Raw genomic sequence first — 21,043 nt, 5'->3', positions numbered from 1 at the left:
GCGTCCAGCCCGCCACGCCTACCGGGAGCATTGGCCGCTCAAGCTCACTCATAAAGCAGCGCCCGTGCGTGCGGCACCGCCTACGGCGAGCCGCGTGCGTCGGGCATCCGTCCATCTGAAAAGTTGCGCTCGTTATGCCACATGCCCTGATTGTCGAAGACGATCCTAATAGCCTGTCAGGCCTGTCCGCGATTCTCGCCGCCGACGGTTTTTCAGTCGACACCGCGATCACGCTCTCCGAAGCACGCGCAGCCCTGACACGCTTCATCCCCGACGTCGTGCTGGTCGACCTGAATCTACCCGACGGCGGCGGCCTCGATTTGCTCCAGCATCTGCCCGCGCAGCCGCCCGGCGGCGCGTTGCCCGTGATCGTGATGACAGGCAATGCGACGGTCGAAAGCGCGATCGAAGGCTTGCGCCACGGCATCTGGGACTACCTGCTCAAGCCCGTCAACATTCCGCGCCTGCGCAGCCTGCTGGCGCGCATCCCGCGTCCCTACGAACTCACAGAGGAAGTGCAGGCGCTACGCGCCAGGCTGCGCCGCATGGGCCGGTTTGGACCGATGATCGGTCGCAGCGGCGCGATCCAGCATATCTACGATTCGATCGAACACGTTGCGCCGACGGAAGCGGCCGTGCTGATTTCGGGCGAAGCGGGCACCGGCAAGGAAGTCGCCGCGCGCACGCTGCACGAGATGAGCCGGCGCCGCAAAGGCCCGTTCGTCGTGCTCGACTGCCGCTCGGCACAAGCGGTCGCGGGCGGCCGGCCGCTCGACAGTCTGCTGTTCGGCCATGAACGCGGCGCGTTCGGCGGCGCGGAGCAACGCGAGCCCGGACTTTTCGAACAGGCGAGCGGCGGCACGCTCTTCATCGACGAAATCACGATGCTGCCGCGCGCGCAGCAGGAAGCGCTGCTGAGCGCACTCGATTCGCAAACCTTCATGCGCGTCGGCGGCACGAATCAGGTGGCGACCGACTTCCGCCTGATCGCATCGACGCGCAAGGTGCCGCGCTCGGCCGTTGCCGAGGGCACGCTGCACCAGGATCTCGGCCTGCGTCTCGAAGCGGCCGCGCTGTCGCTGCCGCCGCTGCGCGAGCGCGGCGACGATCCAGCGCTGTTCGCGCAGGCGCTCGTCGACGAGTTGAACGACGAGGCCAACGCGCGCGGCGTCGCGGATGCGACGAAGCTGGTCGGGCCGAGTTTCGTGCGCGAATGTCTTGCGTATGAATGGCCGGGTAACGTGCGCGAGTTGCAGGACCGCGTGCGGCGCGCGTATCACGCCTCCGGCGACGTGCTGGAGACGCTGCGCGCCGACGAAGGCAACGGCGCGGGCGGGCGCGATCTGAACGGCGGCCGGGTGCAGGTCACTGTCGGCACGCCGCTCGCCGACGTCGAGGAAATGCTGATTCGCGCGACACTCGATGCCGTCGGCGGGACGCGGCATCGCGCGGCGTCACTGCTCGGCATCAGTCCAAAGACGCTGTACAACAAGCTGCAGCGCATGCGCCTGAACTGAAGTCGCGCGTCACGAAAGCAAAAGGACGGGTTCCGACTGGCCCCGTCCTTTTTCATTTCGACCGCACGAGGCGAATCAGCGCGCGAACGCCTCGCGCAACAACGCCTGTGCCTGCCGATACTGCGGCTCGTCCAGCAGCGCCGTCCACGATAGCGCGTCGCCGCGCGGCCGCATCCGTTCCAGACGCTGCCTCGATTCCTCCGACGGCATGAAGCTCAGCGCGTCGAGCACCTTGCCCGCCTCGTCGGGCTGATTGCAGATCAGCACCATATCGACGCCTGCTTCGAGCGCGGCGGTCGCGGCTTGCGTCAGCGTGCCGCCCTGGCGTGCGGCTTCCATCGACAGATCGTCGCTGAAAATCGCGCCCTCGAACCCGAGCCGGGTGCGCAGGATGTCCTGAATCCACACGCGCGAAAAACCCGCCGGTTTGCTGTCGACCTTCGGATAGATCACATGCCCCGGCAGCACCGACGCGAGTGACAGCCCGAGCCAGTCATATGGCGTGACGTCTTCACCGAGAATCTCGTCGAGCGTCCGTTCGTCGACGGGCACGGTAACGTGCGAATCCGCCGAAGCAAACCCGTGCCCCGGAAAATGCTTGCCGCAGTTCGCCATGCCCGCCAGCGCGAGGCCGTGATTGAGGCTCTTCGCGAGCATCGTCACGACGCGCGGATCGCGATGGAACGCGCGGTCGCCGATCACCTGCGAGTGGCCGTAGTTCAGATCGAGCACGGGCGTGAAGCTCATGTCGATACCGCACGCGCGCAGCTCGGACGCCAGCACATAGCCGACGGCCGTCGTCACCTTGGTCGCGCGCAGCACGTCGTCGTCCCACAGCGCGCCGAGCTTGCCCATGGCGGGCAGCACCGTGAAGCCGTCGGTGCGAAAACGCTGCACGCGGCCGCCTTCGTGATCGACGGCGATCAGCAGATCGTCGCGTATGTTGCGGATCGCGTCTGTCAGCGCGACGAGTTGCGCACGGCTTTCGAAGTGGCGCGCGAACAGGATCACGCCGCCCGTCATCGGATGCGCGAGGCGGCGCTCGTCGTCGGCATTCAAGGTCTTGCCGACGACGTCGAGCATCACCGGGCCAGGAGTCAGTTTCATCGGGTTCGTGAAGGAAAAGGAAGAACGCGGTGCAGTGTTCGCGCCGCGTCGAAAGAAATCAGACGGAAGGATCAGCCGTCTCGGCAATCACGAACGACACCGCGTAATCGCGCTCGTCGGACAACGTCACCTGGGACGTGATCCCGCGCTCGGCGAGCCAGTCGGCGAGTTCACCCGACGCGACGCACATCGGACGGCCGCTCGGTTCGTTCAGCGTCTGCAACGCGCGCCATGTCATCGGCCAGCGCATGCCGAGTCCGATCGCTTTCGAGAACGCTTCCTTGACGGAGAAGCGCGTCGCGAGAAACGCGAGGCCGCGCACTTGCGAGCGTGCATTGCGGGCGTGATAGATGCGCAGTTCCTCAGGGCCGAGCACTTTCTCGGCGAAGCGGCCGTTGGTGCGCTCCATTACCGCCGCTACGCGGCTTACCTGAACGACGTCGGTGCCAATGCCGTAGATCGCCATACGTGTACCGTCGCTATCCGTTATGTATGTTGCTTGACCTGCTGAGTCAGGCACGAGCCGCGAGACGCGCGGCGACCATGATCGCCTTCATCTCGCGCACTGCATTGTCCCAGCCCGCGAAGATCGCATGCGCGACGATTGCGTGGCCGATGTTCAGTTCGACGATGCCTTCGATCGCCGCGATCTGCTGGACGTTCGTGTAATGCAGGCCATGACCCGCGTTGACCTTCAGCCCCAGCGACGCGCCGAACTCGACGCCGCGCACGATGCGCTCGTACTCGCGCTGCTGTTCGCTCGCGTCGTGCACTTCCGCGTAAGCGCCCGTGTGCAGTTCGATCACGGGCGCGCCCGCTTCGTGCGCGGCGCGAATCTGCGCTTCGTCGGCATCGATGAAGAGCGATACGCGCGAGCCCGCGTCAGCCAACTGCCTGCATGCGGCACGCACCGACTCGAAATGGCCGACCACGTCGAGGCCGCCTTCCGTCGTCAGTTCCTGACGCTTTTCCGGCACGAGACACACGTCGTGCGGCTGCACCTCGCATGCGATGTCGAGCATCTCTTGCGTCACGGCGCATTCGAGGTTCATGCGCGTCTTCAGTTGCGAGCGTAGCGCGCGCACGTCGGCATCGACGATATGACGGCGGTCTTCGCGCAGATGCAGCGTGATCGCATCGGCCCCCGCTTCTTCAGCCTGCAACGCGGCGCGGATCGGGTCGGGATAGGACGTGCCGCGCACGTTGCGCAGCGTGGCGACGTGATCGATGTTCACGCCGAGGTCGATCACAGTCGGAGAAGTCAGAAAGAAACTCATAGATTCTGCAGGTCGATCAGGATCTGGCGGGTCGCGAGCGGCGCGCCGCCGAGATAGGTGTTGAGCAAAAAGCGCATCAGCGTCTTGCTTTGCGCGACGGTCTGCGCTCGATGGTAATCGTCCTGCTCCATGTCGAGCAAGGTCTGCCCGCTGATCACGGGCCAGTTCGAAGGATACTCGCTGGATGCTTCGCGTACGCCGCGCTCGGGATCGAACACATAGCGGCCTTCAGGCACCACGGCCTTGCGCGCCACCGTGCGGTTGAGCGACATCGCGTAGCCGGTTTCGCGCAGCAGCACGCGCTCGAACGAACGCAGCACCTGCACGGGCGGCTCATCGTGCGCGAGGCGCGTCAGCGTGACGACGTAATGATGAAAGAGTTGCGGATGCGGATCTTCGCGTGCGAGAAACTTGACGAGCAATTCGTTCACGTAGAAGCCGCACAACAGCGCGTCGCCGGCGAGCGGCAACATGCCGCCGACCCACTCAGCGCCCGTCAAAGTGCGCATTTCCGACTTGCCGGACCATGCGAGCGACAACGGCTGGAAGGTCTGCAACACGCCGCGCAACGCGGAATGAGGACGCTTCGCGCCCTTCGCGACGAGCGCGACACGGCCGTGATCGCGCGACAACACGTCGACAATCAGGCTCGTCTCGCGATACGGATAGCTATGCAGCACGAACGCGGGCTGCTCGGAGATACGGAAGTCGGAAGCGGGCGCACGCGGCACGCGCGACGAACGACGCGCGGAGGTCTTGCGCAGCGCGGCTTCGGCGTGATCGCCACCTTCACCGAAGTCATCGCCGTCCTGGCGCGGCGCGCTGCGCTTCGTCGAACGTGCGGGGCGCGCCGGCTTTGCGCGTGGCGGCGGCGCGAACGAGGCCGGCTGCTCGTGGTGAGCGGAGGCGTCCTCGGGATCGGCGTCGGGGTGAGTGTCGTTCGGCGGCGTCATCCACGCGTCAGATTGGGTGTCCAGTGCGCCGTCATTCGTAACCATAGGCGCGGAGTCCGGCTTCATTGTCCGCCCAGCCACTCTTCACCTTGATGAACGTCTCGAGATACACGGGGCCGTCGAACAGCTTCTCCATGTCGAGGCGCGCCTCCGTGCTGATCTGCTTCAGCTTCGCACCCTTCTGGCCAATGATCATCGCCTTGTGCATATCGCGCTCGACCAGGATCGTCGCGAAAATGCGGCGCAGACGCCCTTCCGTCTCGAACTTGTCGATCAGCACCGTGCTCGTGTACGGCAGTTCGTCGCCCGTCCAGCGGAACACTTTCTCGCGCAGGATTTCCGCCGCGAGGAAGCGTTCGCTGCGATCGGTCAGATCGTCTTCGCCGTAGATGGGCTGGCCTTCGGGCAGATAGGGCTTGACCGTCGCCAGCAGGCGCTTGATGTCGTCAGGGTTCTTGGCTGACAGCGGCACGATTTCCTTGAACTCGCGCAGCGCGCTCATTTGCTGCATGAACGGGAACAGCGAATCCTTGTCGCTCACGCGGTCGAGCTTGTTCGCGATGAGCAGCGTCGGCGCGGATTTCGGGATCAGGTCCAGCACTTTCTGGTCGTCGGGACCGAAGCGGCCTGCTTCGATGACGAACAACACGGCGTCGACGGACGACAGCGTCGACGTCACCGCGCGATTCAGCGAGCGGTTCAGCGCGCTGCTGTGACGCGTCTGGAAGCCGGGCGTGTCGACGAACACGTACTGCGCGTCGTCGATCGTGTTGATGCCCGTGATGCGATGGCGGGTCGTCTGCGCCTTGCGCGACGTAATGCTGACCTTCTGGCCGACCAGCGCATTCATCAGCGTCGACTTGCCGACGTTCGGGCGGCCGACGATTGCGACCATGCCGCAGCGAAAACCAGTGGGAGTGGGAGCGTTCATATTCGTACTACGGCAGGTTCGTGTGGACGCGCGTCAGATCGAGTGCGTCCACGTCGTATAGCGTTCAATGACCGGTATCGGCCACGCGGGTGTGCACCGCGCCGGCGACACCGGGTTCGAGATCGCCCGCGCTCGCGCCGGGCGCGGCCTCGCGGGCGCGCGATGCGGCTTTGTCCGCGCCGCGCGTGTTGGTGTCGGGCTTGTCGGCAGGCTTTTCCGCGGGCTTGTAGGCGGGTTTGTCCGACGCCTTGTCAGCCGATTTTTCGACAGGCTTCTCAGGTGGTTTTTCCGCGGCACGCGCCGGTGGATCGAACTTGTCCTGGCTTTGGCGCTCTGCTGGACGCTCGGCGAGTTTCAGCACCGCTTCGGGCTTGTCTGCCGAACGCGCGGCGCGCTCACCCTTTTCGCCACGCTCGGATTCCTGGCTGTACTCGACATGCGCCGCGCGTATGACCGCGAGCGGCGCCGCAACCGCCGCCTGTCCGGCCGACGGTACTTCCGGCGTCACCGGCTTTGCCTCGGCCCGCGATGCCCGATCGGACCTGCGCGTATCGGGCGCACGCAGATCGAGCGCCGCCTGAACGCCCGTCACGCCCGGCACGATTTCCGTCTCGGCGTGCTTGGCCGCACGCGAACTCTTCGAGCGCTTCGGCTTGGCCACCATGGCGGGCGCCGCCGCCATCACCTCGTCGAGCGCTTTTTTCGCCGCGGCCTGCTCGGCAGCACGGCGGCTCGCGCCTGAACCGGAGACCTTCACGTCCAGCTTGGGCACCGTGCACTCGACTTCGAACTGCTGATTGTGCGCCGCACCATGGGTAGCGACGACGGTGTAAGTTGGCAGCGGAATCTTGTGCCCCTGCAGATACTCTTGCAGCAAGGTCTTCGCATCCTTGCCGAGCGTGCGCGGGTCGATGTGATCGAGAATCGGCACGTACAGGCGCTTGATGACCGTCTGTGCCGCCTCGAACCCGCTGTCGAGAAAGATCGCGCCCAGAATGGCTTCCAGGGTGTCCGCGAGAATGGATGGGCGGCGGAAACCGCCGCTGCGCAATTCGCCTTCGCCGAGCCGCAGGCTTTCGGAAATATTCAGGGCCTGAGCAATCTCGTACAACGACTGTTGCTTGACCAGATTGGCGCGAACGCGGGACAGATCACCCTCGTCCAGTTTCCCGAAACGTTGGAACAAAAGCGCAGCCACCGCGCAGTTCAGAACGGAGTCGCCGAGAAATTCCAGCCGCTCGTTATGCGTGGCACTGTGACTGCGGTGAGTTAAAGCCTGACGCAACAATTCCGCATTGCGAAATTCGTAGCGCAAACGGCTTTCCAACGGAGATAGGGGCATGTGCAGAGTATAACGCGGGCGCATCACGGGGCGGAGAGTGTCAGCCTCGCAGCCCCGGCGCCGAAAAAGCGTGTTGTAGCGACGTTACCGCGCGTTGTTAAAGTAGCGTGATAACACGTCGCGCGCGATGCGCGACATGTTGCGCGGGTTCAGTGCGCATCGTCGTGCGATGCGCGAGTGGCGATCAATGGAAGCCGCCGATGCGCTTCAAATTGCTGAAGTTCATCCAGATGAAGAACGCACGACCGACGATGTTCTTGTCCGGCGCGAAGCCCCAGTAACGGCTGTCGGCGCTGTTGTCGCGGTTGTCGCCCATCATGAAGTAGTTGCCCGGCGGCACCTTGCACGTGACACCGCGCGCGTCGTACTTGCAGTTATCGCGATAAGGGAAGTCTTCCGCGCCGACGATGAATGGCGGCACGGCCGGGTTATTGAGAATGCGGTTCTTGCGCCCATCCAGGTCTTCTTCGAATTGCTTCGCATAGCCGATGCGCTCTTCATCGAAGTAATCGGGCAGCGGTGTTTCGGGCACAGGCTTGCCGTTGATCGTGAGTTGCTTGTCTTCGTACGAGACGACGTCGCCAGGCAGGCCGATCACGCGCTTGATGTAGTCGACCGATTCGTCCTTCGGGTAGCGGAACACCACGACATCGCCACGTTGCAGCGGACGGCCTTCCGTGATTTTCGTATTCGTGATGGGCAGGCGGATGCCGTAGTCGAACTTGTTGACGAGGATGAAGTCGCCCACAAGCAGCGTCGGCACCATCGAACCCGACGGAATCTTGAACGGCTCGACGACGAACGAACGCACGACGAATACGACGAGAATCACCGGGAAAAAACTCGCCGTGTATTCGAGCCACCACGGCTGGCGCAGCTTTTCGTCACGCAGACGCGCGCGCGTGGCGGGCGCGTTCTCATCGGCGAAGCGTTCGCCTATGCGTGCCTGCTGATTGTCGAACTCGGCGACGGCTGCTTCCGCCGCCCGGCGCCGTTTTGGCAGAAAAACCAGTTTGTCCGCGACCCATGCCACGCCCGTAATGATCACGAGCACAAAAAGAATCAGCGCAAAATTCATAGGGTTCCAGTTCTTAGTCTTATTTGTCTTCGACGCGCAGAATTGCGAGGAAAGCTTCTTGCGGAATTTCGACGGAGCCCACCTGCTTCATCCGCTTCTTACCTTCCTTCTGCTTTTCCAACAACTTCTTCTTACGCGTAATATCGCCGCCGTAGCACTTTGCCAGAACGTTCTTACGAAGTGCTTTGATGTTCTCGCGCGCAATGATGTGCGCACCGATGGTCGCCTGAATGGCGACGTCATACATCTGACGCGGAATGATTTCACGCATCTTCGCAGCGACTTCGCGGCCGCGATACTGGCTCTGCGAACGGTGAACGATCACCGACAACGCGTCGACCTTGTCGCCGTTGATCAGCATGTCGACCTTCACGACGTCCGACGCGCGATACTCCTTGAACTCGTAGTCCATCGACGCGTAGCCGCGCGACACCGACTTCAGCCGGTCGAAGAAGTCGAGCACGATTTCGCCCATCGGGATTTCGTACGTCAGCTGCACCTGGCGGCCGTGGTACTGCATGTTGATCTGCGAACCGCGCTTTTGCGTGCACAGCGTGATCACCGAGCCGACATAGTCTTGCGGCATGTACAGGTTCACAGTGACGATCGGCTCGCGCACTTCTTCGATCTTCGACGGGTCCGGCATCTTCGCCGGATTCTCGACCGTCAGGATCGTACCGTCGCGCTGCACGACTTCATAGACGACGGTCGGCGCGGTTGTGATCAGGTCCATGTCGAACTCGCGCTCGAGCCGTTCCTGGACGATCTCCATGTGCAACAGACCGAGGAAGCCGCAACGGAAACCGAAGCCGAGCGCCTGAGACACTTCCGGCTCGTACATCAGCGATGCGTCGTTGAGCTTGAGCTTTTCCAGCGATTCGCGCAGTGCGTCGTACTGGTTGGCTTCAACGGGGTAGAGACCGGCGAACACCTGCGGCTTCACTTCCTTGAAGCCGGGCAGCGGTTCGGCCGCCGGACGCTTGACGATGGTGACGGTATCGCCCACCTTCGCCGCCGTCAGTTCCTTGATGCCGGCGATGATGAAACCCACCTGCCCCGCCGACAGCTCTTCCAGATTTTTCGACTTAGGCGTGAACACGCCGACGTGCTCGACGGGATATTCGGCGCCCGTCGCCATCATGCGAATCTTGTCTTTCGGACGCAGCGTGCCGTTGACGATGCGCACCAGCATCACGACGCCGACGTAGTTGTCGAACCACGAGTCGATGATCAGCGCCTGCAGCGGCTCGTCCGCGCTGCCCTTCGGCGGCGGCACTTTCGCGATCAGCGCTTCGAGCACATCCTGCACGCCCAGGCCCGTCTTGGCGCTGCAATGCGTGGCGTCGGTTGCGTCGATACCGATCACGTCTTCGATCTCGGTGATCGCGTTCTCGGGGTTCGCAGCCGGCAGGTCGATCTTGTTCAGCACGGGCACGACTTCGACGCCCAGTTCGATGGCCGTGTAGCAGTTGGCTACCGTCTGCGCCTCGACGCCCTGACTCGCGTCGACGACCAGCAGCGCGCCTTCACACGCGGACAGCGAGCGGCTGACCTCGTACGAGAAGTCGACGTGCCCTGGCGTGTCGATCATGTTCAGGTTGTACACCTTGCCGTCGCGCGCGCGGTACGACAGCGCGGCCGTTTGTGCCTTGATGGTGATGCCACGCTCGCGTTCGAGGTCCATCGAGTCGAGGACCTGCGCTTCCATCTCACGGTCCGACAGACCGCCGCAAAGCTGGATGATGCGATCGGCGAGCGTCGACTTGCCATGGTCGATGTGCGCAATGATCGAGAAGTTACGAATATGATCCATTCAGTGCCGATCAAGCGAAAAAGGCGCGCTCTGACGATAGCGGAGCACGCCTTGTAAGTAAGTGAAAAACCTATCTATTTTAGCCGAAAAGGGGGTCGGCGGGCGGGACTTACCGGCAGCGGGCGTTATTCGTGCTATCTGGGTGCCCGCTTTCGCCCTGCGGGTTCTCGAAAGCGCACGGCTGCGTTCAACGCGGCGGCGTGGCGTCATGCCCCGCCAGCGCCGCACGAACCCGCGCTTCGTCGAGATGGTAATGACACAGCTCGACACCCTCGTGAACCAGCACGGGAACCCAATCGTTGTAACGCGCTTCAAGCGAAGGATCGGCATCGATGTCGATCACTTCGAGCCGCGCGCCGAACTCGGCCAGCAAAGGCGCGAGCGCGGTGCGCATGTCGTCGCAGAGGTGGCACCATGCGCGTCCGTAGAGCGTGAGCGATGCCACCGCGCCAGCCACGTCGCCTACTTCTGCGCGCGCGGACGAACGGGCACGAATTGCGTGTTCTCGCCACGACGGACCAGCAACGCGACCATCTTCGACGGGTCGAGATGCGACGTCATTTCGTCGAACTGCTTCGCGCTCGTGATATCCGTGTCGCCGACACGCAGAATGATGTCGCCGCGCTGCAGGCCGACACGCGCGGCCGGACCGTCGACGGCGTCGACCTGCACGCCGTTGCGCAGCTTGAGCGTCTTCATCTGGTCGGCCGGAATGTCGCTGACGGCCACGCCCAGCGCGTTCGATGCGCGCGGCTTCGGCGTCGGCGCCTTCTTCGGGTCGACCTTCGCCGTCTTGTCAGGCTGCATTTCGGCCACCGTCACAGGCAGTTCGCGCGTCTGGCCCTTGCGCCACAGCGTAATCGTCGCCTTCGTGCCCGGCTTCGTGTCGCCGACCATGCGCGGCAGGTCCGTCGCCGTATCCACATTGTGGCCATTGAACTTCAGGATGATGTCGCCCGGCTGCACGCCAGCCTTGTCGGCGGGACCGCCCGGCTCGACGCTGCTGACGAGCGCACCCTGCGCTTTCGGCAGGCCGAGCGAATCGGCCACGTCCTTGGTTACTTCGCCGATCGCAACGGCAATCCGGCCGCGTGTAACCTTGCCCGCCGTTTTCAGCTGGTCGGCCACGCGCATCGCTTCGTCGATAGGAATCGCGAACGAGATGCCCATGAAGCCGCCCGTGCGGCTATAGATCTGCGAGTTGATGCCGATTACCTCGCCCTGCATGTTGATCAGCGGGCCGCCCGAGTTGCCGGGATTCACGGCGACGTCGGTCTGGATGAACGGCAGATAGTCGCCTGTATCGCGCCCCTTCGCGCTGACGATACCCGCCGTCACCGTGTTCTCGAGACCGAACGGCGAACCGATCGCGACGACCCATTCGCCGACGCGCACCTTGTTCGAGTCGCCGATCGGCACCGTGGGCAGATTCGTTGCGTTGATCTTCACGACGGCCACATCGGTGCGGTCGTCGACGCCAATCAGCTTGGCCTTGAACTCGCGCTTGTCGGTGAGCGTGACGTAAATCGTGTCCGCGTCGTCGATCACGTGCGCGTTGGTCATCACGTAGCCATCCGCCGAGAGGATGAAGCCCGAGCCGACGCCGCTGTTCTGTTCGGAATCGCTGCCGCCGCTATCCGGCGACTGGTCCTGGTCGTTGTTGCCCCCGCGTGGCGAATTCGGTGAATTCGGCGTTCCCGGCGATTGCGGGGAGTTAGGCATCGGAATGCCGAAGAAACGCCGGAAAAACTCCGACATATCGCCGTCGTCCATGCCGGGCGGCAAACCGCGCGTGCTATTGGAGACGCGCGCCGTGGTGCGGATGTTGACGACGGCCGGCCCGACCTTGTCGACCAGATCGGTGAAATCAGGCAGATTGGCAGCAGGCGCCGCCGACGCCGCATGCGGCACGAGGGGCAGGCAAGCCATCAGCGCTGCGGCCGCGAAGAATTTGCGCACCGAAAGAATCGTCATGTCGTAGGGGACCGAAGGATTACCTGGAAGGCTTGTATTCTATGGCAGCCGCAAATTGCTGCAACGTGGTCTGAGGCACTTCCCCGAGCAAGGTGATCCAGAAATCGCCGCGCCGCTTGACCAGCACGTGCGTTGCGCCGCTGCTTCCCGCGCCTTCCTTGCGGGTGCTCTTCTCGACGGGCTCGACGAAAATCGAGATCGCGGCGAGACCGTCGGAGAACACCATCTGGTCGACGGGAATGGGCGGATTGGCCGGATCGTGCGCCGCCATCGGCCGGCGCAGCTCTCGAATCTTGCGGAAACCCGCGACGGGCGACGCGATCTGCCAGCCCTGCGCTTCCATATCGACGGGCTCGACGGGCGGGCGCACCACCGTCCATCCCGATGTGTTCTTGATCCCGCTGGCTATCGACGCCTTGTCCACGGGCACGCCAATGCGAATCTGCGAAAACGACATCTGCTCGAGCACCTCACCGCTCGGGTCGAGCGTCTGCGCGCGTAACAGCAGCCCCGTTTTGGTATCGGCCCACAGCTTGTATGCGAAGCGGTTCGCGTCCTTCGGATCGAGTTCGATGACCTGGCTTTCGATGCCCGCCACGCGGTCCGTGCCCAGCATCTTCGGCTCGTAGACGGTCAGGACCTGCTCGCCGTTCGCCGACATCAGCGCCGGGAACGAGTCCTTGTTCTGCCGTTTTTCGACGACGCACAGATGCCGCTCGGGCACGAACGTATATAGCTCGTCGTTATGGCGCAATATCTTGCGAGGCTTGCCGTCGAGGCTTTCGAGCGATTCGAACTCGCCGTCGTTACGCGTCGCATAGTGGGCAATGCGCGACGACTGCACGAAGTTGCCGCGCTGATAGAGGAACGTGCCTTCGTAGTTCTGCTGCTGCGCAGCCTGATGAACACGGTTCAACAGTTCCGCCGCGCTGTGCCGGGTGGCAGAGTCGTCGGTTTGCGCGTAGGTGCGCGACGTGGCGGACAACATCACGGCTGCACAGAACAGAAATGCCGGCAGCCGTCCCCAAATAGTCGTTTTTTTCAACCGCAGACTCTGCATCAGACTAGTGGCCCTGCGTGGTCAGAGAAGCCGCGCGGAGCAACGGCATCGAACCCGATACGACGGGCTGAAGGCCGAACTGTTGATGCGCTTCCAGATATTGGTCGAGGCTCGCATCACGGATGATGTTGCCGTCCGATACATTGGCTTCAGCCGTGGTCGCGGCAGGCATCGAAGCCATCGCCACGCGCTGCACCGAGTCTGCGTGCGGCGCGACCGATGCGACCTGCGTTACGCCCGTGCCGACGCCCGAGAGCTGCGGCATCACGATCCACGTCAGCGTCGCCGCGGCAGCGGCCACTGCGAACGCCGGAACGACCCGGCGGCGCAGCGCCAGCAGACGGCGCGTGGCCGGCACCGAAACCGGCGCCAGCACATGCGCCTCGCTTTCGAAGCGGGCCGCAAAACCGTTCAGAAACGCGCTGCTCGTTGCCGGACTGACGGCCAGGTCGTCGGAACGCAATGCGTCACCGATCAGGTGATAGCACGACCATGTCGCACGATCTTCACGACCCAGCGCGGCCAGAATTGTGTTTGGATGCTCGCCGTCGAGCAGTTCGCCGTCGACAAAAGCAGACAGACGCTCGCCTTGCGAGTTCGCTTGCGCATTCGATTGCATTGGCATCGAAACCGACCCCATGATGCTCCCCATCTTTACAGACACCCGTAGTGACACCACTTAACCCAGAGACTGCGCCGCCGTCCGCGAGGCCCGCCTGGCTGCTGTATGAACAGCGGCTACCAGCGCTTGCCTTCGGGCGTGTCAAGCAGCGGACGCAATTTTGCCGCAATGGCCTCGCGAGCGCGGAAAATTCTTGATCTGACGGTGCCGATCGGGCAACCCATCATTTCAGCGATTTCCTCGTAGCTCAGACCTTCAATTTCACGAAGAGTTATGGCGGTGCGCAGCTCTTCCGGTAAAACCGCCATCGCAGCATTGACCGTCTCAGCGATCTGCTTGCTCATCAACATCGACTCGGGCGTGTTGATATCCCTTAGTTGGTCGGCATCCGAGAAAGTTTCAGCTTCTTCTGCATCTGCTTCCGTCGAAGTGGGCGCTCGCCGGCCCTGGGTCGCAAGGTAATTCTTGGCCGTGTTGACGGCAATCCGGTACAACCACGTATAGAACGCGGACTCGCCGCGGAATTGGGGCAGCGCCCGGTATGCCTTGATGAAGGCATCCTGGGCCACATCCTCGACCTCGGCGGGATCCCGCACGAGGCGCGAGATCAGGCGGATGATCTTGCGATGATACTTGGCGACCAGCAGCTCGAACGCGGCCTTGTCGCCATTCTGGACGCGCTCAACCAGCACCTGATCTATTTCTTTTTCGCTCACCTGATAAATCCGTTAACTTTTGCGCGTGTAGCGGGGCACCATTGTAGCGTCCCCCTCACTGTGGCACGTTACGGCCGTAACAGCCGTTACAGTCTTTACGTCAAGGCGTCTGGCCGCGCCGCGAGGCCGCTCAGACGCGCGCGCTATGCCGGGCCAGCACGGCGAGTTCGCGAAAAGCGCCGCGTTCGGCCGTGTCGGCCGGGATCAGAAGCCGATGCAACTTGCCGCCGTCGTCTTCCAGGCACAGCATCAGCAAGCTGTCGCTCCACTGGCTGCATCCGATGATACGGCCCTGAGCGCGTAATATTCCCGCCCGGTTCCAGACAGACAGTCCTTCCGGCCCGATTTTAATGGCAGCCGGCTGATTGCGTGCGTGACGGGCCGCCGCCGCCGCCAGAATCGCGAGCACGGCCGCTGCAGCCAGTACCAAGCTGCCGACGCCGATACGGGGGGCGACCGTCATGCAAACAGCGGATACGGCAACGGCGATAAAAAGCGTGGTCGCCAGATACAACGCGGCGGACCGCCGCAACGCTATGCGCCGCGAGGGTCCGCCGTTCACTGCGGGATCGGAAGCATGCGCCGACGTGGCCGGCCGCGACGCTATGGCCGTCAAATGCTTAGAAGCGCTTGAAAACCAGCGTGCCGTTCGTGCCGCCGAACCCGAACGAGTTCTTCAGCGCGACGTCGATCTTCATCTCCCGCGCGGTGTTCGCGCAGTAGTCGAGATCGCATTCCGGGTCCTGGTTGAAGATGTTGATGGTCGGCGGCGACACCTGGTGATGCACGGCCAGCACCGTAAACACAGACTCCAGACCGCCCGCGCCGCCCAGCAGGTGACCCGTCATCGACTTTGTCGAGTTGACGACGATCTTCTTCGAGTGATCGCCGAATGCGCGCTTGATGCCCGTGGTTTCAGCCAGGTCGCCAAGCGGCGTCGACGTGCCGTGCGCGTTCAGGTAGTGCACCGAGTCAGGGTTAACACCCGCGTTCTTCATCGCCGCGAGCATGCAGCGGCGTGCGCCGTCGCCGTCTTCCAGCGGAGCCGTCATGTGATACGCGTCGCCGCTCATGCCGTAGCCGCTGACTTCCGCGTAGATCTTCGCGCCGCGCGCCTTGGCGTGTTCGTACTCCTCGAGCACCATCACGCCCGCGCCCTCGCCGAGCACGAAACCGTCGCGGTCCTTGTCCCACGGACGGCTCGCCGTCGCCGGATCATCGTTGCGTTGCGAAAGCGCGCGCGCCGCCGCAAAGCCGCCGATGCCCAGCGGCGAAACGGTCGATTCCGCACCGCCCGCGATCATCACGTCCGCGTCGCCGTACTCGATCAGGCGCGAGGCCTCGCCGATGCAATGCAGGCCGGTCGTGCACGCCGTCACCATCGACAGGTTCGGGCCCTTGAGGCCGAATTTGATCGACAGATGGCCGGAGATCATGTTGATGATCGACGCAGGCACGAAGAACGGCGAAATGCGGCGCGGGCCGCGGTTCAGCAGTTCCGTTTGCGTGACTTCGATCATCGGCAGGCCGCCGATGCCCGAGCCGACCACCACGCCGACCCGCTCCGCGTTCGCTTCGGTGATTTCGAGGCCGCTGTCCTGCATTGCCTGGAAACCCGCAGCCACGCCGTAATGGATGAACGTATCCATGTGGCGGGCTTCCTTGGCGGGGATGTAGTCTTCGATATTGAAGCCCTTCACCTCGCCGGCAAAACGCGTGGAGAAGTTCGACGCGTCGAACTTCGTGACGTTGGCGATGCCGGACTTGCCGGCGACCAGATTGGCCCAGCCGTCGGCAACATTATTGCCAACAGGCGAAATAAGCCCCAGGCCTGTAACAACAACACGACGACGGCTCACGGTAACCCCTTTTCCATAGATGACAAAACAAAAGCCACAGCAGCGCACAGGAAAGTGCCCTGTGAGCCCTGTGGCTGTTTAACCTGACGATCGCGCTGACCAGGGCGCTGACGAATACGCTGACCGGTGCACTGGCGTTGACGCCAGAACATGCACCAGTAAGCGCAATGGCGAAAGAGCCGACCCTTGCTGCATCGACAAGTGCGCCTTGAACGACGACGTCAGGCTCGCGCGCATGCGCATTGGCATTGACGCCTGCCCTCGCTGCACCGATGGACGGCGCGACAAGGCTGCCGGCACGACGGACGCCGCGCTTTTCGCAGCAACCGAAGCAACCAGCCAGGCGCGAATGACCTTAAGCCTTGACGTTAGCGCGAGCGTAGTCGATCGCTTGCTGAACCGTCGTGATCTTCTCGGCTTCTTCATCCGGAATTTCCATGCCGAATTCGTCTTCGAGAGCCATCACCAGCTCGACCGTGTCGAGCGAGTCAGCGCCGAGGTCGTTCACGAACGATGCTTCGTTCTTGATTTCCGCTTCGGCAACACCGAGTTGTTCTGCAACGATCTTCTTGACGCGCTGTTCGATATTGTCCATTACCCCTCCAAGGGAAAAAAGTTCATAAATACAGGTGCGCGCATTTTATCAGGTTTGCATCTGTAAAAAAGCGACGCACACGGTTGCTGTAGAGCCGTTTAATCCGCACTTCGAATGGCTTCAAGGCGCGGATAGTAACCGAATTCGATTACGACATATACATGCCGCCGTTCACGTGCAACGTCGTGCCGGTGATATAACCGGCCTGCGGCGATGCGAGGAACGTCACGGCGTGTGCGATATCTTCCGGGCTGCCGAGACGGCCGAGCGGAATCTGCGCCTTCAGCGCTGTTTGCTGTTCTTCGGGCAGTGTTTTGGTCATGTCGGTGTCGATGAAACCCGGCGCGACGCAGTTCACCGTGATGCCGCGGCTGCCGATTTCACGAGCCAGCGCACGTGTCATGCCCGCCACGCCCGCCTTTGCCGCAGCATAGTTCGCCTGGCCGGCATTACCCGCCGAACCGACCACCGACGTGATATTGATGATGCGGCCGCCGCGTGCTTTCATCATCGGGCGCAGCACCGCGCGCGACAGACGGAACACGGACTTCAGGTTCGTGTCGATGACGGCGTCCCAGTCGTCGTCCTTCATGCGCATCGCGAGTTGATCTTGCGTGATGCCCGCGTTGTTCACCAGTACGTTGAGCACGCCGAATTCCTTCACCGTCCCGTCGATCAGCGCTTCGGCCGCCGCCGCGTCGTTGACGTTGAGTACTGCGCCGCGGCCGTTCAGGCCCTCGGCCTTGAAGGCGTCCGTGATTGCCGTTGCGCCGCTTTCGCTCGTTGCCGTGCCGATCACCATCGCGCCCTGACGCGCGAGTTCGATCGCGATTGCGCGGCCGATGCCACGCGAAGCGCCCGTCACGATCGCAATCTGTTTATCGAGAGTCTTTTCCATCGTTGCTTTCCACAGTGCCCTGCACATACAGGGCTGTTCGATTCTTTGCTGCTTTCAACCAGACGTTCAGGCCGCGACGACTTTTAGCACTTCGTCGAGCGAAGCGGGATCGACGATCGATGCGCCGACCAGATTGCCGTCGATACGCCTGGTCAACCCCGCGAGCACCTTGCCCGGACCGCATTCGATCACATGCGTGACGCCCTGCCTGCCGATCGACTGCACGCATTCGACCCAGCGCACCGCGCCGGCCGCCTGGCGTACCAGCGCGTCTTTGATGCCAGCCGGCTCGTTGACGATGGCCACATCGACGTTATTGACGACGGGAATGGCCGGCACCTGCACGTCGACGCTCGCCAGATACTCGCGCAACTGGTCCGATGCGGGCTTGAGCAGCGACGAATGGAACGGCGCGGACACGGGCAGCGGCAGCGCGCGCTTCGCGCCCTTCGCCTTGGCTACTTCGCACGCCTTCTCAACGGCCGCCTTGTGACCGGCAATCACGACTTGCGCGGGCGCATTGAAGTTGACGGCTTCGACGACACCCGCCACCGATGCTTCCTTGCACACTTCGCGCACGGTATCGTCGTCGAGGCCGAGAATCGCAGCCATGCCGCCCTGACCGACGGGCACCGCGTTCTGCATAGCCTGCGCGCGGAAACGCACGAGCGGCACGGCGTCGCGGAACTTCAGCGCGCCAGCGGCGACGAGCGCCGTGTATTCGCCCAGGCTGTGGCCGGCCACGATTGCAGGCGCAGGGCCGCCTGCCGCCTGCCATGCGCGAAAGATGGCGTAAGCAGCCGCCAGCATCACGGGCTGGGTGTTGGTGGTGAGATTCAGGTCGTCAGCCGGACCTTCGGCGATCAGCTTGCCGATGTCCTGATCGAGCGCGTCGGACGCTTCCTGGAGGGTTTCGCGCACGATCGCATTGTCGGCGAACGCGTTGAGCATGCCGACCGACTGCGAGCCCTGCCCGGGAAAAACGAACGCAAATTTCATATCGTCCCCAATTCGATGAGTTCAAATGTGCGTGACGCGCACACGACGTGCGCTGCCACTTGAAGCGGCGCGCGAGGCGCCGCCGCGCGCGGTCGTCAGAAACGGATGACCGACGCGCCCCATGTAAAGCCGCCGCCGACGCCTTCGATCAGCACGTTATGACCGCGCTGGATGCGTCCGTCGCGAACGGCGACGTCGAGCGCGAGCGGAATCGACGCTGCCGACGTGTTGCCGTGCTCGTGCACGGTGACGACCATCCGCTCCTGCGGCAGGCCGAGCTTGCGGCACGTGCTCTGCATGATGCGGATATTGGCCTGATGCGGAATCAGCCAGTCGACCTGCTCGGGCCGGAGGTCAGCCTTCTGCAGCGCTTCGACCGCGACTTTCTCGAGCACGTTGACGGCAAGCTTGAAGACCGCCTGGCCGTCCATGTGCAGGAACGCACTGCCTTGCACGATGCCGCCGTTCACGTTGCCCGGCGTGCAAAGGATGTTCGAATGGCTGCCGTCAGCGTGCAGCGCGCTGGACAGCACGCCCGGCTCGTCTGACGCCTGCAGCACGACCGCGCCCGCGCCATCGCCAAACAGCACGCAAGTGGTACGGTCGTTGAAATCGAGGATGCGCGAGAACGTTTCAGCACCGACCACCAGCGCAGTACGATGTTGCCCGCTTCGGATGAAGCTGTCAGCCGTCGCAACGGCATAGGCAAAACCTGAGCACACCGCCTGCACGTCGAAGGCCGCGCCGTTGTTCTTGATGCCCAGCTTGTTCTGCAGCAGGCACGCCGTGCTCGGGAATACGAAGTCCGGCGTCGATGTGGCGACGATGATGAGGTCGATGGATTGCGGATCGACGTCGGCCGCTTCGATCGCGCGTTGCGACGCGAACAGCGCGAGGTCGCTGGTCGTGACATCAGGTTCGGCGAAATGACGCGCATGGATGCCCGTGCGGGCTACGATCCATTCGTCGCTCGTCTCGACACCCTGCTTCGCGAGACGATCAGCCAGCTCCTGATTGGAAACGCGGTTGGGCGGCAGATAGCTGCCCGTGCCCAGCACGCGGGAATAGGTAGTGGATTGAGCCATTATGTCTTCGAGGATTGTGCGCTGTAGGGCTCGGCCGGCTGTCCGGATACCGGTCCCGCGACCGGACTCGCCATCTGGCTCGCGGAACCCGCGCCGCCGGCCTCTTGCTTCGCCTGTTCGAGTGAACCCGCGTTCTCCTCCATGGCGCGGGCAAGGCGTTCGAGAACGCCATTTTTGACGGCATCATACCCGCGTTTGATGGCCCACTCAAACGCGTAGGCGTCGGCGGAGCCGTGGCTCTTGATCACGAGCCCGCGCAGGCCGAGCAGCGCTGCGCCGTTGTATTGCCGGTGATCGACGCGTTTCTTGAAACGCAGCAGCACGGGCAGCGCCAGCACCGCCATCACCTTGGTCAACCACGAACGGCCGAATTCTTCCTTGATGATGTCGGACAGCATCTGTGCAAGCCCTTCCGACGTCTTCAGCGCAACGTTACCGACGAAGCCATCGCACACGATCACGTCGACGGTGCCTTTGTAGATATCGTTGCCTTCCACGTTGCCGCGGAAATTAAGCGTGCTGCTACGCAGCAGTTCGCCCGCACGCTTGATGGTGTCATTGCCCTTGATGACTTCTTCGCCGATATTCAGGAGCCCGATGCTCGGACGCTCCTTGCCTTCGACAGCGGAAACCAGCGCGTGCCCCATCTCGGCGAACTGCAGCAGATGCTGCGGCTCGCAATCGACGTTCGCGCCGAGGTCGAGCATCGTCGTGTAGCCGGTAGGATTGGGCAAGGCAAACGCGATCGCCGGACGTTCGATGCCCGGGAGCGTTTTAAGAACATAGCGGGAAACAGCCATCAGCGCGCCGGTGTTACCGGCGGAGACGCAGGCCTGCGCCTCGTCGTCCTTGACGCGGTTGAGCGCCACGCGCATCGACGAGTCTTTCTTCTTGCGAAGCGCGACTTCGACGGGATCGTCCATGGCGACGATCTCGGACGCGGCTACGACCGTGAGTGCCGGACTGTCGGACGCCTTCAGCTTCTTCAGCTGAGCACGAATCGCGCTTTCGATGCCGACGAGCATCAGGTGCGCATCGGGGTGCGAGCGAACGAAGTTGACGGCAGCGGGAACGGTCACGGACGGGCCGTGGTCGCCTCCCATGCAATCTATCGTGAGCTTTACAGTCATGGAATGCGACGAATTTCAGGCACAAAAAAGCGGCAATTGAATGCCGCCTTTTTGATGAACCGGGAAAATGTCAAGCGAGCCGATCGC

21 protein-coding genes are annotated in these 21,043 nt (G+C 63.0%); 1 reads left to right on the top strand and 20 read right to left on the bottom strand.

Features of this window, described 5'->3' with window-relative positions; all coding sequences use genetic code 11:
• Positions 1–134: 134 nt before the first annotated feature.
• Entirely contained in the window at positions 135–1,517 is a 1,383-nt protein-coding gene (locus KFO72_RS26660; protein ID WP_054934156.1) for a sigma-54-dependent transcriptional regulator, read from the top strand.
• Positions 1,518–1,592: 75 nt separating this feature from the next.
• On the opposite strand, the gene nagZ is transcribed toward KFO72_RS26660, so the two are convergent.
• The 20 genes from nagZ to plsX all read right to left on the bottom strand — a co-directional run bounded on the left by nagZ (position 1,593) and on the right by plsX (position 20,956).
• Positions 1,593–2,624, bottom strand: coding sequence for a beta-N-acetylhexosaminidase (nagZ, locus tag KFO72_RS26655; RefSeq protein WP_054934155.1), 1,032 nt, complete (start codon positions 2,622–2,624; stop codon positions 1,593–1,595).
• 58 nt (positions 2,625–2,682) lie between these two features.
• Positions 2,683–3,090, bottom strand: coding sequence for a holo-ACP synthase (gene acpS / locus KFO72_RS26650; protein ID WP_054934154.1), 408 nt, complete (start codon positions 3,088–3,090; stop codon positions 2,683–2,685).
• Positions 3,091–3,136: 46 nt separating this feature from the next.
• Positions 3,137–3,901, bottom strand: a complete 765-nt coding sequence (gene pdxJ, locus KFO72_RS26645) for a pyridoxine 5'-phosphate synthase (protein WP_054934153.1) — start codon at positions 3,899–3,901, stop codon at positions 3,137–3,139.
• Positions 3,898–4,899 carry a DNA repair protein RecO gene (gene recO, locus KFO72_RS26640; RefSeq protein ID WP_225033406.1) on the bottom strand — a complete coding sequence of 334 codons (1,002 nt, stop codon included), beginning with the start codon at positions 4,897–4,899 and terminating at the stop codon, positions 3,898–3,900. Before recO ends, pdxJ begins: the two co-directional genes overlap by 4 nt.
• Positions 4,886–5,785 (bottom strand): GTPase Era, encoded by a 900-nt coding sequence (era, locus tag KFO72_RS26635; RefSeq protein ID WP_176053932.1) that lies wholly within the window; start codon positions 5,783–5,785, stop codon positions 4,886–4,888. Before era ends, recO begins: the two co-directional genes overlap by 14 nt.
• A gap of 64 nt (positions 5,786–5,849) precedes the next feature.
• Positions 5,850–7,127 carry a ribonuclease III gene (gene rnc, locus KFO72_RS26630; protein ID WP_225033409.1) on the bottom strand — a complete coding sequence of 426 codons (1,278 nt, stop codon included), beginning with the start codon at positions 7,125–7,127 and terminating at the stop codon, positions 5,850–5,852.
• Positions 7,128–7,311: 184 nt separating this feature from the next.
• Positions 7,312–8,205 (bottom strand): signal peptidase I, encoded by an 894-nt coding sequence (gene lepB, locus KFO72_RS26625; RefSeq protein WP_054934151.1) that lies wholly within the window; start codon positions 8,203–8,205, stop codon positions 7,312–7,314.
• 19 nt (positions 8,206–8,224) lie between these two features.
• Entirely contained in the window at positions 8,225–10,018 is a 1,794-nt protein-coding gene (gene lepA, locus KFO72_RS26620) for a translation elongation factor 4 (protein WP_107202406.1), read from the bottom strand.
• A gap of 187 nt (positions 10,019–10,205) precedes the next feature.
• A complete protein-coding gene (locus tag KFO72_RS26615; RefSeq protein WP_054934149.1) occupies positions 10,206–10,475 on the bottom strand; it encodes a glutaredoxin family protein in 270 nt (89 codons plus the stop codon).
• 5 nt (positions 10,476–10,480) lie between these two features.
• The gene (locus KFO72_RS26610; protein ID WP_225033405.1) at positions 10,481–11,992 is read right to left on the bottom strand and encodes a DegQ family serine endoprotease; all 1,512 of its coding nucleotides are present in this window, start codon (positions 11,990–11,992) and stop codon (positions 10,481–10,483) included.
• Between the two features lie 19 nt (positions 11,993–12,011).
• Entirely contained in the window at positions 12,012–13,052 is a 1,041-nt protein-coding gene (locus KFO72_RS26605) for a MucB/RseB C-terminal domain-containing protein (protein ID WP_054934147.1), read from the bottom strand.
• 4 nt (positions 13,053–13,056) lie between these two features.
• Entirely contained in the window at positions 13,057–13,692 is a 636-nt protein-coding gene (locus KFO72_RS26600; protein WP_060601708.1) for a sigma-E factor negative regulatory protein, read from the bottom strand.
• Positions 13,693–13,790: 98 nt separating this feature from the next.
• Entirely contained in the window at positions 13,791–14,390 is a 600-nt protein-coding gene (gene rpoE / locus KFO72_RS26595; RefSeq protein ID WP_007734577.1) for an RNA polymerase sigma factor RpoE, read from the bottom strand.
• A gap of 130 nt (positions 14,391–14,520) precedes the next feature.
• On the bottom strand, positions 14,521–14,904 hold the full coding sequence (locus KFO72_RS26590; RefSeq protein ID WP_225033404.1) for a protein YgfX: 384 nt from the start codon (positions 14,902–14,904) through the stop codon (positions 14,521–14,523).
• Between the two features lie 106 nt (positions 14,905–15,010).
• Entirely contained in the window at positions 15,011–16,249 is a 1,239-nt protein-coding gene (gene fabF, locus KFO72_RS26585; RefSeq protein WP_035990176.1) for a beta-ketoacyl-ACP synthase II, read from the bottom strand.
• 355 nt (positions 16,250–16,604) lie between these two features.
• Complete coding sequence (acpP, locus tag KFO72_RS26580) at positions 16,605–16,844, bottom strand: acyl carrier protein (RefSeq protein ID WP_004197638.1); 240 nt, start codon at positions 16,842–16,844, stop codon at positions 16,605–16,607.
• Between the two features lie 148 nt (positions 16,845–16,992).
• The gene (fabG, locus tag KFO72_RS26575) at positions 16,993–17,742 is read right to left on the bottom strand and encodes a 3-oxoacyl-ACP reductase FabG (protein ID WP_054934184.1); all 750 of its coding nucleotides are present in this window, start codon (positions 17,740–17,742) and stop codon (positions 16,993–16,995) included.
• Between the two features lie 66 nt (positions 17,743–17,808).
• On the bottom strand, positions 17,809–18,741 hold the full coding sequence (fabD, locus tag KFO72_RS26570) for an ACP S-malonyltransferase (RefSeq protein WP_225033403.1): 933 nt from the start codon (positions 18,739–18,741) through the stop codon (positions 17,809–17,811).
• Between the two features lie 95 nt (positions 18,742–18,836).
• On the bottom strand, positions 18,837–19,826 hold the full coding sequence (locus tag KFO72_RS26565) for a beta-ketoacyl-ACP synthase III (RefSeq protein ID WP_054934144.1): 990 nt from the start codon (positions 19,824–19,826) through the stop codon (positions 18,837–18,839).
• A complete protein-coding gene (gene plsX / locus KFO72_RS26560) occupies positions 19,826–20,956 on the bottom strand; it encodes a phosphate acyltransferase PlsX (RefSeq protein ID WP_035990171.1) in 1,131 nt (376 codons plus the stop codon). Before plsX ends, KFO72_RS26565 begins: the two co-directional genes overlap by 1 nt.
• Between the last annotated feature and the right edge of the window lie 87 nt (positions 20,957–21,043).

The sequence above is a fragment of the Paraburkholderia sp. XV genome (genome assembly GCF_020177535.1).
GTDB lineage: Bacteria > Pseudomonadota > Gammaproteobacteria > Burkholderiales > Burkholderiaceae > Paraburkholderia > Paraburkholderia caribensis.
This window is presented reverse-complemented; position numbering and strand designations above follow the sequence as displayed.

Excerpts from the sequence above, each read along its gene's own strand:
- recO (WP_225033406.1), bottom strand. The coding sequence starts at position 4,899 with ATGGTTACGAATGACGGCGCACTGGACACCCAATCTGACGCGTGGATG.
- KFO72_RS26605 (WP_054934147.1), bottom strand. The coding sequence starts at position 13,052 with ATGCAGAGTCTGCGGTTGAAAAAAACGACTATTTGGGGACGGCTGCCG.
- acpS (WP_054934154.1), bottom strand. The coding sequence starts at position 3,090 with ATGGCGATCTACGGCATTGGCACCGACGTCGTTCAGGTAAGCCGCGTA.
- KFO72_RS26600 (WP_060601708.1), bottom strand. The coding sequence starts at position 13,692 with ATGGGGTCGGTTTCGATGCCAATGCAATCGAATGCGCAAGCGAACTCG.
- plsX (WP_035990171.1), bottom strand. The coding sequence starts at position 20,956 with ATGACTGTAAAGCTCACGATAGATTGCATGGGAGGCGACCACGGCCCG.
- nagZ (WP_054934155.1), bottom strand. The coding sequence starts at position 2,624 with ATGAAACTGACTCCTGGCCCGGTGATGCTCGACGTCGTCGGCAAGACC.
- lepB (WP_054934151.1), bottom strand. The coding sequence starts at position 8,205 with ATGAATTTTGCGCTGATTCTTTTTGTGCTCGTGATCATTACGGGCGTG.
- rnc (WP_225033409.1), bottom strand. The coding sequence starts at position 7,127 with ATGCCCCTATCTCCGTTGGAAAGCCGTTTGCGCTACGAATTTCGCAAT.
- KFO72_RS26660 (WP_054934156.1), top strand. The coding sequence starts at position 135 with ATGCCACATGCCCTGATTGTCGAAGACGATCCTAATAGCCTGTCAGGC.
- lepA (WP_107202406.1), bottom strand. The coding sequence starts at position 10,018 with ATGGATCATATTCGTAACTTCTCGATCATTGCGCACATCGACCATGGC.
- KFO72_RS26610 (WP_225033405.1), bottom strand. The coding sequence starts at position 11,992 with ATGACGATTCTTTCGGTGCGCAAATTCTTCGCGGCCGCAGCGCTGATG.
- KFO72_RS26565 (WP_054934144.1), bottom strand. The coding sequence starts at position 19,826 with ATGGCTCAATCCACTACCTATTCCCGCGTGCTGGGCACGGGCAGCTAT.
- era (WP_176053932.1), bottom strand. The coding sequence starts at position 5,785 with ATGAACGCTCCCACTCCCACTGGTTTTCGCTGCGGCATGGTCGCAATC.
- acpP (WP_004197638.1), bottom strand. The coding sequence starts at position 16,844 with ATGGACAATATCGAACAGCGCGTCAAGAAGATCGTTGCAGAACAACTC.
- fabD (WP_225033403.1), bottom strand. The coding sequence starts at position 18,741 with ATGAAATTTGCGTTCGTTTTTCCCGGGCAGGGCTCGCAGTCGGTCGGC.
- fabG (WP_054934184.1), bottom strand. The coding sequence starts at position 17,742 with ATGGAAAAGACTCTCGATAAACAGATTGCGATCGTGACGGGCGCTTCG.
- pdxJ (WP_054934153.1), bottom strand. The coding sequence starts at position 3,901 with ATGAGTTTCTTTCTGACTTCTCCGACTGTGATCGACCTCGGCGTGAAC.